The organism is Thiolinea disciformis DSM 14473, assembly GCF_000371925.1.
Taxonomy (GTDB): Bacteria; Pseudomonadota; Gammaproteobacteria; order Thiotrichales; family Thiotrichaceae; genus Thiolinea; species Thiolinea disciformis.
On record NZ_AQVE01000013.1, the window covers coordinates 1 to 14,661 of the forward strand.

The 14,661-nt window shown below is 45.5% G+C and carries 13 protein-coding genes; 8 read left to right on the forward strand and 5 right to left on the reverse strand.

Annotated elements, in window-relative coordinates; translation table 11 throughout:
* The coding region (locus tag A3IE_RS0110975; RefSeq protein WP_020395671.1) for a helix-turn-helix domain-containing protein at nt 1–189 on the reverse strand (189 nt) is incomplete at its 3' end.
* 87 nt (nt 190–276) lie between these two features.
* Between A3IE_RS0110975 and A3IE_RS0110980 the strand changes: the two genes are divergently transcribed.
* Genes A3IE_RS0110980 through A3IE_RS0111000 form a run of 5 tightly spaced genes read left to right on the forward strand, consistent with a single transcriptional unit; the run spans nt 277 to nt 4,814 of the window.
* Complete coding sequence (locus A3IE_RS0110980) at nt 277–1,299, forward strand: hypothetical protein (protein WP_157832867.1); 1,023 nt, start codon at nt 277–279, stop codon at nt 1,297–1,299.
* A 51-nt stretch (nt 1,300–1,350) separates the two neighbouring features.
* Nucleotides 1,351–1,584: an AbrB/MazE/SpoVT family DNA-binding domain-containing protein gene (locus A3IE_RS0110985; RefSeq protein WP_020395673.1), complete on the forward strand. Its 234-nt coding sequence runs from the start codon at nt 1,351–1,353 to the stop codon at nt 1,582–1,584.
* The gene (vapC, locus tag A3IE_RS0110990; RefSeq protein WP_020395674.1) at nt 1,584–1,979 is read left to right on the forward strand and encodes a type II toxin-antitoxin system tRNA(fMet)-specific endonuclease VapC; all 396 of its coding nucleotides are present in this window, start codon (nt 1,584–1,586) and stop codon (nt 1,977–1,979) included. Before A3IE_RS0110985 ends, vapC begins: the two co-directional genes overlap by 1 nt.
* A gap of 44 nt (nt 1,980–2,023) precedes the next feature.
* Complete coding sequence (locus A3IE_RS0110995; RefSeq protein WP_020395675.1) at nt 2,024–3,658, forward strand: HsdM family class I SAM-dependent methyltransferase; 1,635 nt, start codon at nt 2,024–2,026, stop codon at nt 3,656–3,658.
* Complete coding sequence (locus tag A3IE_RS0111000; RefSeq protein WP_020395676.1) at nt 3,651–4,814, forward strand: restriction endonuclease subunit S; 1,164 nt, start codon at nt 3,651–3,653, stop codon at nt 4,812–4,814. Before A3IE_RS0110995 ends, A3IE_RS0111000 begins: the two co-directional genes overlap by 8 nt.
* Here the strand turns inward: A3IE_RS0111000 and A3IE_RS0111005 are convergent.
* From A3IE_RS0111005 to A3IE_RS20475, 4 genes are all read right to left on the reverse strand, one after another.
* Nucleotides 4,811–5,605, reverse strand: a complete 795-nt coding sequence (locus tag A3IE_RS0111005) for a phosphate/phosphite/phosphonate ABC transporter substrate-binding protein (protein ID WP_020395677.1) — start codon at nt 5,603–5,605, stop codon at nt 4,811–4,813. The two genes, A3IE_RS0111000 and A3IE_RS0111005, sit on opposite strands and share 4 nt — an antisense overlap.
* A 3-nt stretch (nt 5,606–5,608) precedes the next feature.
* Nucleotides 5,609–8,026 carry a GcvT family protein gene (locus tag A3IE_RS0111010; protein ID WP_020395678.1) on the reverse strand — a complete coding sequence of 806 codons (2,418 nt, stop codon included), beginning with the start codon at nt 8,024–8,026 and terminating at the stop codon, nt 5,609–5,611.
* Nucleotides 8,027–8,045: 19 nt separating this feature from the next.
* Entirely contained in the window at nt 8,046–9,620 is a 1,575-nt protein-coding gene (locus A3IE_RS0111015) for a trimethylamine methyltransferase family protein (protein WP_020395679.1), read from the reverse strand.
* 67 nt (nt 9,621–9,687) lie between these two features.
* Nucleotides 9,688–10,311: a TetR/AcrR family transcriptional regulator gene (locus A3IE_RS20475; RefSeq protein ID WP_020395680.1), complete on the reverse strand. Its 624-nt coding sequence runs from the start codon at nt 10,309–10,311 to the stop codon at nt 9,688–9,690.
* A 141-nt stretch (nt 10,312–10,452) separates the two neighbouring features.
* On the opposite strand from A3IE_RS20475, the gene A3IE_RS0111025 reads away from it, so the two are divergent.
* The 3 genes from A3IE_RS0111025 to A3IE_RS0111035 all read left to right on the forward strand — a co-directional run bounded on the left by A3IE_RS0111025 (nt 10,453) and on the right by A3IE_RS0111035 (nt 14,661).
* Nucleotides 10,453–11,757: an NAD(P)/FAD-dependent oxidoreductase gene (locus tag A3IE_RS0111025; RefSeq protein WP_020395681.1), complete on the forward strand. Its 1,305-nt coding sequence runs from the start codon at nt 10,453–10,455 to the stop codon at nt 11,755–11,757.
* A 218-nt stretch (nt 11,758–11,975) separates the two neighbouring features.
* Entirely contained in the window at nt 11,976–13,679 is a 1,704-nt protein-coding gene (locus tag A3IE_RS0111030; protein ID WP_020395682.1) for an AAA family ATPase, read from the forward strand.
* Between the two features lie 79 nt (nt 13,680–13,758).
* A complete protein-coding gene (locus tag A3IE_RS0111035) occupies nt 13,759–14,661 on the forward strand; it encodes an Rpn family recombination-promoting nuclease/putative transposase (protein ID WP_020395683.1) in 903 nt (300 codons plus the stop codon).

Here is a 14,661-nt window from a genome sequence, read left to right on the forward strand (position 1 = left end):
ATCCTGAATGGTATGCCGACGTCCACGCGACCACACCTCCGGCTTTAAACGTCCTTCCGCCTGCCAGCGTATCCAGTCATCCAATGTCGTTCGCGCTATTTGAAACTCGCGACACACTAAACTTTTATTCTGATGCCGTTCATAAGCCGCCAACACGCGTTCTCGTAATTCTAAACCATACACACCCATCGCGGAGCGTCTCTTGAGAATTGACCAGTATTAGAGTGTAGCTTAATTAGCAGAATTTACTATAAACAGCATCGCTATGGTTATGTGGTGGACTTTGCGGATATTCGACGCGAGTTTGATAAGACCAATAAAGCCTATTTTGATGAGCTACAAAGCGAATTGGGCGATGAAATGGAACATTATTCCAAGCTATTCAAATCTGCTGAGGAAATTGCAGCAGAGTTGGAAGTGGTCAAGGATGTGCTGTTTCAATACGATACCTTAAACAAAGAACTATTCTCACGTCAAATCAGCGAAATTCAGGATCGAACGCAAGTATTGGCACTGAAAAAAGCCTTGGCGGATGCTCGTAGCCTGTACAATTTGTGCCGTTTGTTTGGGTTTAATGACTTGTTGCAACGTCTGCCGTTCGTGCAAATCAATGCATTGTATAATGAAGTGGACAATCATCTGGCCATGCTTAACCTTAAAGACCGCCTTGAAAACCAAGCTGACACCAGCGGCTTGTTGAACATGGCATTGGAAGAGGTACTGTTCAAATTCATCAAGATTGGTGAAGAAGAACTCAAGCTGGCCGATGAGTTGAAAGATGCTTTACGCCGCACCCGCGAAACCATGACTAGCAATATTGATCCTAAAGACCCCGAATTCACGCAACTTAAAGAGGAATTAGAGCGCCTGTTTAAAAACCGTAACCTCAAGGCAGTGAGTCAGGAAGAGATGAAACACAATATGCTCACGCTTAATAAAATTCAGGATAAGGTGTGCGAAATCAACCGCAAAAACCGTTTGCTGCAAAGCAAGTACGAGGGTGACATCAAATTTGTCCGCGTTCACAAACGCTTGGTGGAGAAAGGCACCATTTCCGACAGTGAGCGGCGCATTTTTGAGGCATTACGGCTGGTCAAGCAGCAAGCCGACAACAGCGTGATGCAAAATAGAAATATCCTCGATAACGATAGCTATTTTGAGCGCATGATGCAGCGGCATGTGGTGCAGCAATTTCAACAAACCCAAAACATTAAGTTAAGCCCCGATAGCACCCGCTATATTAATCAACTGGTCGTGAAAGAGTATCTGGATGAGTTCAATGGTGTGACTCCTTGGTAAATAGGTAGATCTGGTATATACTTTTTAATGTATATCATCTGAGGAAAGGCCATGTCTATCTACACAGCAAAAGTTTTCAGCAATGGGCGCAGCCAAGCAGTACGTCTTCCTAAAGCCTTTCGCTTTGCAACGGATGAGGTCTATATCCGTCAGGTCGGGGATGATATTGTACTATCAGCAAAAAAGCCGAGCTGGGCAGATTTTTTTAGTCAAAGCAGTGCGTTTGCAGAGGATTTCCTTGCCCAACGTGACAATGCCCCACCACAACAGCGTGAGTCTTTCTAATGATCATGCTGGATACCAATATCTGTATTTACGTGCTGAAGGAACACCCCAAGTCAGTGTTGGAGCGGTTTCAGCAATATGAGGAACTGCACTTGTCGGCCATTGCTTATGCTGAATTGTGGTCGGGTATTGAAAAAAGTCCGACAAAAACCCGCAAGGCACGCGAAAGCCAGTTGCTTTATTTCCTCTCAATGTTGACCGTACACGCTTGGGATGAGGCTGCTGCCCGTACTTATGCCAAGCTGCACACTGCTTTACAGCAATGTGGACAAATGATTGGCAATATGGATTTACTGATTGCAGCCCATGCTAGTAGTTTGGGAGCAACGCTAGTCACTAATAACACCCGTGAATTCGCCCGTATTGAAGGTTTGAAACTAGAGAACTGGGTGTAATTTGTCTGTCTTTTCCCCTATTGCGCATTGACCGGAGTAACCCCTTGGTAGCCCTCGATTTCAAGAAAAGCACCACCGAGCTGATCGACAACCTGAAAAATATTTGTGCCGCTTATGGACTAGGCAATGACGGTAACGAATTCAAAATCATCACGCAGGTTTTTCTGTACAAATTTCTGTGTGACAAGCTCGCGTATGAACTGAAAAAAGCGGATGCAGCCACAGCTAAGGCAGCAAACTGGGAACAGCATATCGCTAGTCTTGACCTTGATGCCTATGAAATGTTGACTATGCTCCTGCCCGAAGGCACGGCTTATTTGCGCCCAGAACACCTGATTTCTCATTTATTTACTCGGCAAAATGAGGATAATTTTGCCAAGTTGTTTGATGATACCTTGCGTGAAATTGCAATTGTTAATAGTGATATTTTTTCGGTGAAAACGGGCGGCGGAGCACAAGTTCGCTTGTTTGATGCCCTCAGCCAGTTTATTGCAGATCCCAACGAGCGCGACAATTTTTGTAAGGCCATTATCAACAAGCTGGTGAATTTTAGCTTTGAGCATATTTTCACGCAGGGCTTTGATTTCTTTGCGGATATTTTTGAGTATCTGATCAAGGACTACAATAAGGATAGCGGCGGTAAATACGCGGAATATTACACCCCGCACGCGGTGGCTAAGATTATGGCGGCGATTCTTGTCCCTACTGAGTTGCGTGGCAAGGTGATGAACGTCAGGTGCTACGACCCATCGGCAGGGTCGGGAACGTTGCTCATGAATCTGGCTCATGCGATTGGGGAAAATCGATGCAGTATTTATTCGCAGGATATTTCCCAAAAATCGTCTGGGCTGTTGCGACTCAATTTGATTCTGAACAATTTAGTGCATTCCATCCCAAATATTATTCAAGGCAATACGCTGTTGTCGCCCTATCATAAAGATGGGGCGGACTTGGCGAAGTTTGATTACATTGTGTCCAACCCACCCTTTAAGATGGATTTCAGTGATTTTCGCGATGATTTGGATACTAAAGAAAATAAAGTCCGTTTTTTTGCAGGTATTCCCAATGTGCCGAATAAAGCCAAGGATAAAATGGCGATTTATTTGCTGTTTATTCAGCACATTATGTATTCGCTGAAAGACAAGGGTAGGGCGGCAATTGTGGTTCCGACGGGATTTATTACGGCGCAATCGGGTATTGATAAAAGCATTCGCGAACGTTTGGTGGAGCAGAAAATGCTGGCGGGTGTGGTGTCGATGCCGAGCAATATTTTTGCGACCACAGGAACAAATGTCTCGATTTTATTCATTGATAAGTGCAACCAAGAAAAAGTGGTGTTAATTGATGCCTCTAGCCTTGGCGAAACCGTGAAGGACGGTAAGAACCAGAAAACGGTGCTGACGGCGGCGGAAGAGCAGCGCATTATCGACACTTTCAACGCCAAAACGGCGGTGGATGATTTTTCGGTAGTGGTCAGTTACGAGCAAATTAAAGCTAAAAATTACTCTTTCAGCGCAGGGCAGTATTTTGATGTGAAGATCGAATACACCGATATTAGTGCTGATGAGTTCGCCAGCAAAATGCAAGGTTTCACTGCTAAGCTTGATGCACTGTTTGCTGAATCTCGTCAACTAGAGAGCGAGATTAAAACCCAGTTAGGGAGCCTGCGCTATGAGTAAGGTTAAATATCAAAGACTCGGCGATATTGTTAATTTCAAAAGGGGTTATGATCTTCCTGCACATCAGCGAAAACAGGGAAATTATCCCGTTGTAAGTTCTTCTGGCATTTCCGGCTATCATTCTGAATATAAAGCTGATGGTGAGGGTATCGTAACCGGACGTTATGGTACGCTTGGGGAAATGCACTATGTTAATGGGAAATATTGGCCACACAATACCGCCTTATATGTTACCGATTTTAAAGGCAACTACCCCAAGTATGTTTATTACCTTCTTAAGTGTTTAGGTAATCTTAAAACCTCAGATAAAAGTGCTGTTCCGGGTGTTAATCGTAATGATTTACACGCATTGTTTGTGCCTTATATCGCTAACGGACAAGAAAATATTGCAGCCGTTCTCTCTTCCATCGACCAAAAAATCGAAATCAACAATCGCATTAATGCTGAACTCGAAGCAATGGCAAAAAACCTCTACGATTACTGGTTTGTGCAATTCGATTTCCCCGATGAAAATGGCAAGCCGTATAAGTCATCGGGCGGAGAGATGGTGTATAGCAAGGAGTTGAAGCGGGAGATTCCGGCGGGCTGGAAAGTCAAAGAGCTTCACCAAATTGCAAATATCACAATGGGGCAATCGCCTGAAGGAAGTAGCTACAATGAAGAGGGTAAAGGCATTGTATTTTTTCAAGGCTCAACAGATTTCGGGATACGTTTTCCAAATATTCGACAATACACTACTGAACCTAGCAGGCTAGCAAAAGCTGGCGATATTTTGCTTAGTGTTCGCGCGCCTGTTGGAACAATGAATATTGCTGATATTGATTGTTGCATTGGTCGTGGGTTAGCTGCACTCAACAGCAAGGACGGATTCGATGCTTATCTTTTCTATGTAATGGAATATTTCAAGCGTTTATTTGACCGTAGAAACAGCGAAGGAACAACATTTGGCTCAATAACGAAAAGCGATTTATTTTCATTGCAAGTTGCCTATCCCAATAACCTGGTACTGAAAGCTTATAATGATGTGATTGCAATAAATAATAAGCTTGTTCTGAAAAACCAAAAGGAAAACCAACAACTGGCAGCCTTGCGAGACTGGCTATTGCCCATGTTAATGAATGGGCAAGTACAAGTCACTGACACCAAAAATCATTAAAGTCGCTGAAATCCCTGACTCAAGCGATAACTCTCACGCATAAAATCATAATCCTGATCTTGTGCCTCCACCAAACCTTGTAAACCCGCCGCTTGTAAACGCGCTGACCATTCAGAATGATTCAGTGCTAACAAAGCATGGCGGATCGTTTCGGTGATCTTGCTATCCACAGACTTATGCATAACCAAGGGTGGAGTCGGGGCAGGGTTGATCTGTTCAATCGCCTTCAGTTGACTCAGCACCGCTTGCATCTCGGGCTTTTGCGTTTTCAGCCAATAATCAAATACCGTGCAGTCAATCGCTGCCACATCGGCATCACCCGCAGCAATCATGCGCAGGGAATTAGAGTGCGAGCCACTTGCTAATACGCTAGCGAATTTGGGTGGATTCGGCAGCTTCGCCCAATGCGCCCATAACGCATGATTACCGGAATAAGAGTCTGGATCATTAATCACCAGACGCTTATTGGCTAAATCGACAAGCGATTCAATACCACTATCACGCCGCACTACTAGATAAGAGAAATACTCGGGCTTACGGTGTCCAGCAAAGATCGGTTTTGCTAATACTTGATAACGCGCTTGCTGATCTTGTTGCAAGGTATACAGTAAGCCACAAATCCAACCCATGTGAATCTCACCGGCAGCCAGTTTTTCACTTGCTTCTAACCAAGGGGTAGTTCGGTCAAAACTCACCTTGATCCCCGTTTCCGCAGTCAAATAGTCCGCCAGTACCGAGCAGATCGGATAAGTATTTTCCCCTAGACAGGAAATCAACGTGATAGCCTGCATCGCTTAAGCTCGTAAGTAAGTTAATTGTGGATCGAACAAGGCTTCAGTAATCACCGTGGCTCGGCGTTTTTTCCCTAATAATTCAATCTCGACTTGTGTGCCAGCTTGAATTAATTCAGGCGGTAAGAAGCCAATTGCCACCGACTTGTGTGCCCAATGCGCATAGCCACCGGAGGTAACTGAGCCAACGATTTTGCCATTGTGCCAAATCGGTTCATCACTGTGCACATCCGCATCGTCGGTCTCGACAATGAAGGTGGTGAGTTTACGTTTTGCCCCTTGTGCTTTTTCCGCTAAGGCTGCTGCTTTACCAATAAAATCAGCGGCTTTGTTATAAGCCACAAAGCGACTTAAGCCGGTTTCTTGTGGTGTATAGTCAGGTTTAAATTCACGTAACCATGAGCCGAAGCTTTTCTCCAAACGCAAACTCATCATCGCACGCATCCCAAAGGGCTTAAGATTAAATGCCTTACCGGCTTCAGACAGTGCGTCGTATAAAGCGAGCTGCTGGCTATTATCTACATAGATTTCATAACCTTGATCGCCGGTATAACTCACCCGTTGTACAATCGCATCGGTTAAACCAACCTCACCTTGGCGCACACTCATAAAGGGGAATGCTTCGGTGCTTAAATCAATATTCGTGACTTTACTGAGGAGTGCACGCGCATTCGGCCCTGCAATTTGGAAACCAATGCGTTGCAGGGAAATATTGCGAATCTCCACCCCTGTTTCTGGCAAATGCTGTTCAAACCAACGTTGATGATAAGCTTGTGCACCATAAGAAGCAGTCAGTTGGAAGTGATTTTCCCCTAAGCAGCTAATCGTGAAGTCACCAATAATGCGGCCTTTGGGGCTTAATAAAGGTGATAAGCTCAAGCGGCCTATTTCAGGAATCCGCCCCGCCATGATGGTATCTAACCATTCGCGTGCTTTAGAGCCTGTGACGAGGAATTTGCTGAAGTTGTGGATTTCATTAATGCCGACATTGTTGCGTACATTGCGGCATTCTTCGCCCACGGTAGCAAAAGCATTGGAGCGTACAAAGGTTGGCGTTTCATACCGTGGCTCGCCTTCGCGCGCGAAGTAATTGACATGCTCTAAGCCGTAACCCTGACCAAATACTGCACCTTGTTCCTTCCAGACACTATACATCGGTGTGGTATGCAGAGGGCGACCGGCTGGGCGCTCTTCATTCGGGAAGGAAATCGAGAAGCGCTTTTGATAATTTTCTGTGACTTTGTTACGCGTATAAGCACGGGTCGCAAATTTGCCAAAGCGTGCGACATCCATCGCAAATACATCCCGCGTTGGTTCACCTTCCACCATCCATTCGGCTAAAGTTAAACCCACCCCACCACCTTGGCTAAAGCCCGCCATCACCGCACAAGCTGACCAGAAATTGCGTAAACCACCCACGGGACCGACTAAAGGATTGCCATCAGGGGCGAAGGTGAAAGGGCCATTGATAATAGTTTTAATCCCTGCACGGCCTAACACCGGATAACGATTACAAGCAAACTCTAAAGACTCACTAATCCGATCCAATTGATTGGGTAGGAGTTCATGCCCAAAATCCCATGAAGTCACATCCACCGCCCAAGGGTCACAGCGCTGCTCATAGAAGCCAATCACCAAGCCGCGACCTTCCTGACGTAAGTAACTTTCACCGGCTGGATCCATCACATGCGGCAATTCCGAACTGTGGTTATACACTTCAGGAATTTCGTCAGTGACTAAATATTGGTGCTCCATTGGATGCAAGGGCAATTCAATCCCAACCATACGCCCGACTTCACGCGCCCATAGACCGGCTGCATTCACTACATGCTCAGCAATGATATTGCCTTTGTTGGTGACAATCTCCCAACTGCCATCAGCACGCGGGTTCAACGCACTGACATGGGTATGCAAGTAAACTTCAGCACCCTGTTTCTTGGCCGCGATCGCATACGCATGAGTCGTGCCATAAGGATCAAGATGCCCATCCAATGGATCGTAAAGCCCTCCAATCACGCCATCGGTATTGGTAATCGGGGAGAGTTTACGGATTTCATCTGGGCCAATAATTTCGGTATGCAAACCCATATATTGATGCTTAGCGCGCTCAGCTTTCAAATAATCCATGCGCTCAGGCGTAGTGGCTAAGGTAATGCCACCGACATGATGTAAACCGCAAGCTTGACCAGAAATTTGCTCTAATTCACGATACAAATTAATCGTGTAACCTTGTAGTGCCGCCATATTGGTATCGGCATTTAGAGTATGGAAACCGCCCGCCGCGTGCCACGTTGAGCCTGAGGTCAGTTCAGAGCGTTCGATTAACACAACATCTTGCCAACCGAGCTTAGTTAAATGATATAAAACACTCGCACCCACAACACCGCCGCCAATCACAGCGACCCTAACATGTGATTTCATAAAATACTTTCCTCAATCCTTAAAAGTCAGTAGCAACGCCACCTTCACGCTTACGCCGAGCTACAAAGTCGTCTAACTCTTCACGAATGGCGTCATCTAATGCGGGTGGCTGATAATTTTCTAGAATTTGTTTGTATAAACGATGAGCGTGCTCATAGGTTGTAGGTTTGCCTGCTTCTTGCCATGTTTCAAAATTACGCCAATCTGAAACCAGCGGGGCATAGAATGCATCTTTATAACGAGCCATGGTGTGCGCTGTACCAAAATAATGCCCACCAGGGCCGACATCTTTCACGGCTTCTAAGGCAAGGCTTGCTTCATCCACCGTAATGCCTTTGAGGTATACAGCCATCATCTGAAGTAAATCAGCATCAACAATCAGTTTTTCAAACGAAGCACATAAACCACCTTCTAACCAGCCAGCCCCGTGCATTAAGAAGTTCGCTCCACCCATGATCGCACCCCACAAGGACATAGTGGATTCATAAGCAGCCTGTGCATCGACGGTATTGGAGGCACATACATTGGAAGAGCGATAGGGGATTTTATAATGGCGCGCGAGTTGACCACTGATTTGAGCCGCCATCACATATTCAGGCGTACCAAACGCGGGCGCACCCGATTTCATATCCACATTCGAGGTAAAGCCGCCATAAACCGCAGGTGCTCCACGTCTGACCATTTGAGTAAAGGCAATTCCAGCAAGTGCTTCTGCATTTTGTTGCGCAAGAGCACCCGCTATCGTCACAGGAGCCATAGCACCTGCTAGAGTAAAGGGTGTGAGCATCACCACTTGATTGCGTGCTGACATCTCCATAATGCCTTGCAGCATAGGCTGATCGAGCCGTAGGGGTGAACTGGTATTAATGATCGTGAATAGGCTAGGTTCTTGATCTAATTGCTCATGGCTGATCCCACGCGCAATGCGGGCGATTTCAATCCCATCTCGATTACGCTGCCGCCCTAAAGAATAAGCATGAAATACTTTATCGGTTAAAGTCACGCAGTCGGCTAAGCAATCTAAATGACGTACTGAAGCATGAATATCAACCGGTTCGACTGGATAGCCCCCCGTAAATTGCAAAATATTCAAGCTCTGCATCAAGCGTAAAAAATTACGGTAATCGGCTTGATTACCCGCACGCCGTCCGCCATCCATACTACTAGCATTCGGTGCACTTGCGACCGTGCCAAAGCTTGTGAAGTTCTTGCCAATAGTTAGATTGTGCTCAGGATTGCGGGCGTGCAGGGTAAAGCTTTCTGGCACGGTCGCAAGGTAATCCATGATCATATGACGATCAAACTGCACCCGATTACTGCCAGCGGTAACGTTTGCGCCGCAATGCTTCATTAAAGCGCGTGCATCATCGTCCAAAATATCCATGCCGACTTCTTCGAGAATGCGCATAGAGGTATGGTGGATTTGTTCGAGTTGCTCTTCGTAGATAACCGCAATGGGTTTATAGTCGTTTTTAAGTTGTTGCCATGGAAGTTGGTGCAAACTTGCGGTGCTACTATCGGTATGACGTTGTCGAGTACGGCGGGTTCGGGCTTGAGAGGAGGTTTCAGTGGGAAATGTGGGTTCTTGGCTCATAAAATACACGCTCCAATTCAATGCTTGGGTATGGTGCAAGAGTGTTGAACGTAGTGAAGCTACGTGCTCACTCGGTATTATGTTGTTGCAATGCTTTTTGTAGGTAGTGCTGAAAACGGGTCTTATCGAGTGATTCACCCGTAAATACCCAGAAGTAGTCTGGATAGAGTTGTACGCGCTGCTTGAGGGGTTCACCCAATTCCACGGCGTAATAGCCCACCTGTGTGAAGTAAAACACGCGCGCTCGAATCATGGCTTCAGTCGCTTGAAAGTGGTGGTCTTGAAACAGGCGTTGAAAGGCTTTCAAACGCTTTTGATCTTCCTCCTGCACCAGACGACGCATCTGTGCATCGTGATGTCCCCAATTGCGCATAGCAGCGTCGAGACTGGGATCAAATAAATTTTCATTGGTCCAACAGTCTGCAATAGCAAGCATGCGGTCTGTAAAATCATCACTACTGGCACAAGCAGCTAATAAAGCGCCGGTATTTTTCTGCTGCCACTCCTCAATCAATGCTTGCAGTAATTCATCGCGGCTTTTGAAATGCCAATAAAAGCTCCCCCGCGTAATGCCTAACTTTTCAGCCAGAGTAAGGATGCGTACGCGCTCCACGCCTTCGTGAGTAAGAACCTCGTACGCAGCCTTAATCCAGTCTTTTCGTTCTAAATTTGGGCGATTTTCGTCGCTCATTCAACGCTCTCTACACTCTACATGAGATAACATACACTATTGTATTGACAAGTCCAAACACTAATGTATGTTGATGTGAAAATTTATTTGAAATAGTCAATCAGTCGCTAAGTAATAAGGCCGTGCAAGGAGATGGAAAGCATGAACAAACAATACGACGCAATTATTATTGGTGCAGGCATCATTGGGGCGGCGGTCGGTTTAGAGCTTGCAAGGCGCGGTTGGAAAACCTTAAATGTCGATAAGAATGGGGCAGCAGGGTTTGGCTCAACCTCCAATTCTAGCGCGATTATACGCACGTATTATTCGACCTTAGATGGCACGGCCATGGCTTATGAGGGTTACCACTACTGGCGCGACTGGGCAAAGTATGTAGGCGTTGAGGATGCATCTGGACTAGCGCATTTTAATGAGTGTGGTTGCTTGGTCATGAAAGTAGAACACAATGGCTATTTACAAAAAGCGATGCAGCTTTCTGATCAGTTGGGGATTCCTTATCGCGAATTAAATTTGGAAGAGCTTCAGGCGTTTATTCCAGACTATGACCCACGCTTATATTATCCCCCCAAACGCCCAGATGCAGAGGGTTTCGCCGAACCAACAACGGGTATGTTGCAGGGCGCGGTGCATTGGCCTAAAGGCGGCTATGTCAATGATCCCCAATTGGCAGCCCATAATTTACAGCGTGCGGCTGAGGCGGCAGGGGGCAGTTTCCGTTTTAATGCGGAAGTCGTAGCGATTCGCCAAGCCAATGGGCGCGTTTGTGGCATTAGTTTAAAAAATGGTGAGCAGATTGATTCGCCTGTGGTAGTTAACGTAGCAGGGCCACATTCGTCTAAGATCAATGCGCTGGTAGGCTTGACGGATAAGATGAAGATGAGTACCCGTGCTTTGCGCCAAGAAGTGCCGTATGTGTCACCGCCAGCACATTATGATTATACCAAAGTGGGAATGGTGACTTCAGATAGCGATGTCGCGGTTTATAGTCGGCCTGCGAGCGGTGGCATGATGTTACTAGGAACAGAAGATCCTGATTGTGATCCTAGAGATTGGGTTGATCCGGATACGATGGATCGTAATCTAACGGATGAGGCGGTGATGTATATTATGCGTATGGCGCAACGCTATCCGCAGCTCGGTATTCCTAATCAAGTTCGTGGCACTGTGGAAGCGTATGATGTGACCGAGGATTGGATTCCGATCTACGACAAAACCGATTTGCCCGGCTATTACATCGCGATTGGCACGAGTGGTAATCAATTCAAAAACACAGCAGTGGCGGGCAAGATGATGGCAACGCTTATTACTGCGTGTGAAGCGGGTCAAGATCACGATAAAGACCCCGTTCAATACACGATGGAATATTTAGGTCGTACCGTGAGTATTGGTTTCTACTCGCGTAATCGCGAAATTAATCAGGAGAGCAGCTTTTCAGTGTTGGGCTAGGGAGTTAATTTAAGCAGATTTTCTGGGATTGAACTCTGTTATCTAGCTTTTACGGCCTTGCATTCAAGGCTCATAGTGTGACTACACGCTAGCAGCAAGCAGCAAGTTAATCAGGAGGTGCTTAACGATACTTGAAGATCTGGGAAACTTGGTAGGTCTGGGTAGCCCTACTCAAGTTTGCTATACTTCATATACTTGATCTTCGTTGGTAAATACCCGTGCAACCCAAAATTCCCTACGGCTTAAGTAATTTTAAAAAAGTCATCGAACAAGACTTTGTCTATATCGATAAAACCGCTTATATCCCTAAGTTGGAACAGGCTGGGTCACATTTATTCTTACTACGTCCGCGCCGCTTCGGTAAGAGTCTGTTCATTTCCATGTTGGAGTATTACTACGATGTAGCGTATGTGGATGAATTTGATGCACTGTTTGGTAAATTACACATCGGACAACAACCCACTCCCCTCAAAAATAGCTATCAAGTGCTGTTCATGGAGTTTAGTGGGATTTCGACGGCTTCTGCGGAAATGGTTTTCCTTGGTTTTAATACCGCCGTCGAAGTAGGTTTGAGTCAATTTTTGCACCGTTATCACTATTCGCCCGACGTGATGACACAGATTAGTCAAAAAACCTCACCCGCCGACAAAATGAAAGTGTTTTTTGATGCGGTGTTTCAGGCAGAACAAAAGATCCTCTTCCTTATTGACGAATACGATCACTTTGCGAATGCCGTATTAGCCGACAGCTTGCAACAATTTCAGCAGATTGTGGGTAAAGGTGGTTTTGTACGCAGCTTCTATGAAACCATCAAAGCTGCCACCCAACGCGGCACAGTAGATCGCTTGTTTGTCACCGGCGTAACACCCTTAATGCTGGATAGCATGACCAGTGGTTTTAATATTGGCAAAAATATCTCGTTAAGTGAAACCTTCAATGCCAGCATTGGGTTTACTCAAGCCGAAGTCGATCCATTACTACAAAGGATTATTAGTACTTGCCCTGAGATCGATTCTATTGCACTAAAGCAAGCGGTGCGCGATTGGTATAATGGCTATCGCTTTCATTTACAGGCCACCGACACCGTGTATAACTCGGATATGGTGTTGTATTTTATCGATCGCTTTAATTATAAGCGCTGTGCTTATCCCGAAAACATGCTGGATGAAAACATTGCCTCTGATTACGGTAAAATCATGGCGCTGTTTACCATTGGGGATCGCGATGCGAATTACACCGTGTTGGATGCCTTGATTAATCAGGGGGAGGTGATTGCCCAGCAGCGGCGTAAATTCGATTTTGACAAAGGCTTTGATCAGGATGACTTCGTTAGCCTTTTAGCCTACATGGGCTTTATTACCCTCTCGCGTAAGACTTTAGCGGGTGAAGGCTTTGTCATACCCAATCAAGTGATTCGTGAGCTGTATTTTCAATATTTCAAAGTCGAATTAGAACGGCGTAATCAAATTACTATCTCTAGTCGTGCCATTCTGAATGCGATTGAAGTGTTAGCCTTGCACAATAAGCTTCAACCCTTAATGAGTGAAGTGGAACGGGTATTACAATTACTCTCCAATCGTGACTCGATGTGGTTGGATGAAGAACATATTAAAACCATTTTGCTCACGCTACTTTACCAGTCGCCTGTGTATTTCATTCAGAGCGAACGGGAAATGAATCGCAAGTACCCTGATATTTTGCTGTTAGAACGCAGCCCCTATGAGGTGAATTACCAATTCCTGTTCGAGCTGAAATACAGTAAGAAAAGTGATAAGGACGCAGGTTGGCAGGCTAAGAAGCAGGAAGGGATTCAACAGGTGCAAGGCTATTTACAACTCCCCACTATTGGTGCTTTGAATAAGCTCAGTGCGTGGCTGGTTATCACCGATGGGAACAAGGTGGAATGGGTGGCGGTGCAGTGAACCTAGAGAGGATGTGTTTTCGCCAAACCCCACTGATTCGGCTATGCTTAGCGCTACTATCACTTGCTGATTGGTACTTATGAAAGAAAAATACATCAACCTATTCACCGACTTCGGCTTTAAAAAAGTCTTTGGCGAGGAAGCGAGCAAAATCCATCTCATCAGCTTCCTGAATACTTTGCTGCCTGAAAAGCACCAAATCCAAGAACTACAGTTCAATCAAAATGAAAGCCAAGGCGCGTCAATTCTTGATCGTAAAGCGATTTTTGATATTAGTTGTGTGAGTGAAAGCGGTGAGTATTTTATTGTTGAACTGCAAAAAGCTAAGCAGAATTTTTTCAAAGATCGTAGTGTGTTTTACGCTACTTTCCCGATTCAGCAACAAGCAGAACGTGGTGATTGGAATTTTAAGTTAGCTGCCGTTTACACGATTGGCATTCTAGATTTTGTGTTCGATGAAGAGGATGGTCAGCATAAAGTTGTTCATCAAGTGCAACTGAAAAATCAGCATAATCGAGTATTTTACGACAAACTGACTTTTATTTATCTAACCCTACCCAACTTCACCAAAACCTTGGATGAATTAGAAACACTGCAAGATAAGTGGTTCTATGTGTTTCGCCATCTACATACGTTGGATGATATTCCGCCACGTTTGCGTGAAAAAGTCTTCTTAAGTCTATTTGAAAAAGCCCAGATCGCCCGTTTTGAACCGCAGGAACGCTTGGCGTATGAATCCAGTTTAAAGTATTACCGTGACTTGAAAAATGTGATTGATACCGCACGGGGTGAAGGTTGGCAGGAAGGCAAAGAAGAAGGTTTGGATGAAGGTCGAAAAGAAGGTTTGCAGGAAGGGCAACATAAGAAATCGTTAGAAATCGCGCGTAATTTGCTGACGATGGGTAATATGACAGATGAACAAATTGCTCAAATTACGGGGTTGTCGTTAGACGAAATTAGCGATTTACGCTCAGCACAGTAG

What these genes read in the sequence shown, in the direction of transcription:
- A3IE_RS0110985 (WP_020395673.1), top strand. Translation starts at nt 1,351, where the DNA reads ATGTCTATCTACACAGCAAAAGTTTTCAGCAATGGGCGCAGCCAAGCA.
- vapC (WP_020395674.1), top strand. Translation starts at nt 1,584, where the DNA reads ATGATCATGCTGGATACCAATATCTGTATTTACGTGCTGAAGGAACAC.
- A3IE_RS0111000 (WP_020395676.1), top strand. Translation starts at nt 3,651, where the DNA reads ATGAGTAAGGTTAAATATCAAAGACTCGGCGATATTGTTAATTTCAAA.
- A3IE_RS0111005 (WP_020395677.1), bottom strand. Translation starts at nt 5,605, where the DNA reads ATGCAGGCTATCACGTTGATTTCCTGTCTAGGGGAAAATACTTATCCG.
- A3IE_RS0111010 (WP_020395678.1), bottom strand. Translation starts at nt 8,026, where the DNA reads ATGAAATCACATGTTAGGGTCGCTGTGATTGGCGGCGGTGTTGTGGGT.
- A3IE_RS0111015 (WP_020395679.1), bottom strand. Translation starts at nt 9,620, where the DNA reads ATGAGCCAAGAACCCACATTTCCCACTGAAACCTCCTCTCAAGCCCGA.
- A3IE_RS20475 (WP_020395680.1), bottom strand. Translation starts at nt 10,311, where the DNA reads ATGAGCGACGAAAATCGCCCAAATTTAGAACGAAAAGACTGGATTAAG.
- A3IE_RS0111025 (WP_020395681.1), top strand. Translation starts at nt 10,453, where the DNA reads ATGAACAAACAATACGACGCAATTATTATTGGTGCAGGCATCATTGGG.
- A3IE_RS0111035 (WP_020395683.1), top strand. Translation starts at nt 13,759, where the DNA reads ATGAAAGAAAAATACATCAACCTATTCACCGACTTCGGCTTTAAAAAA.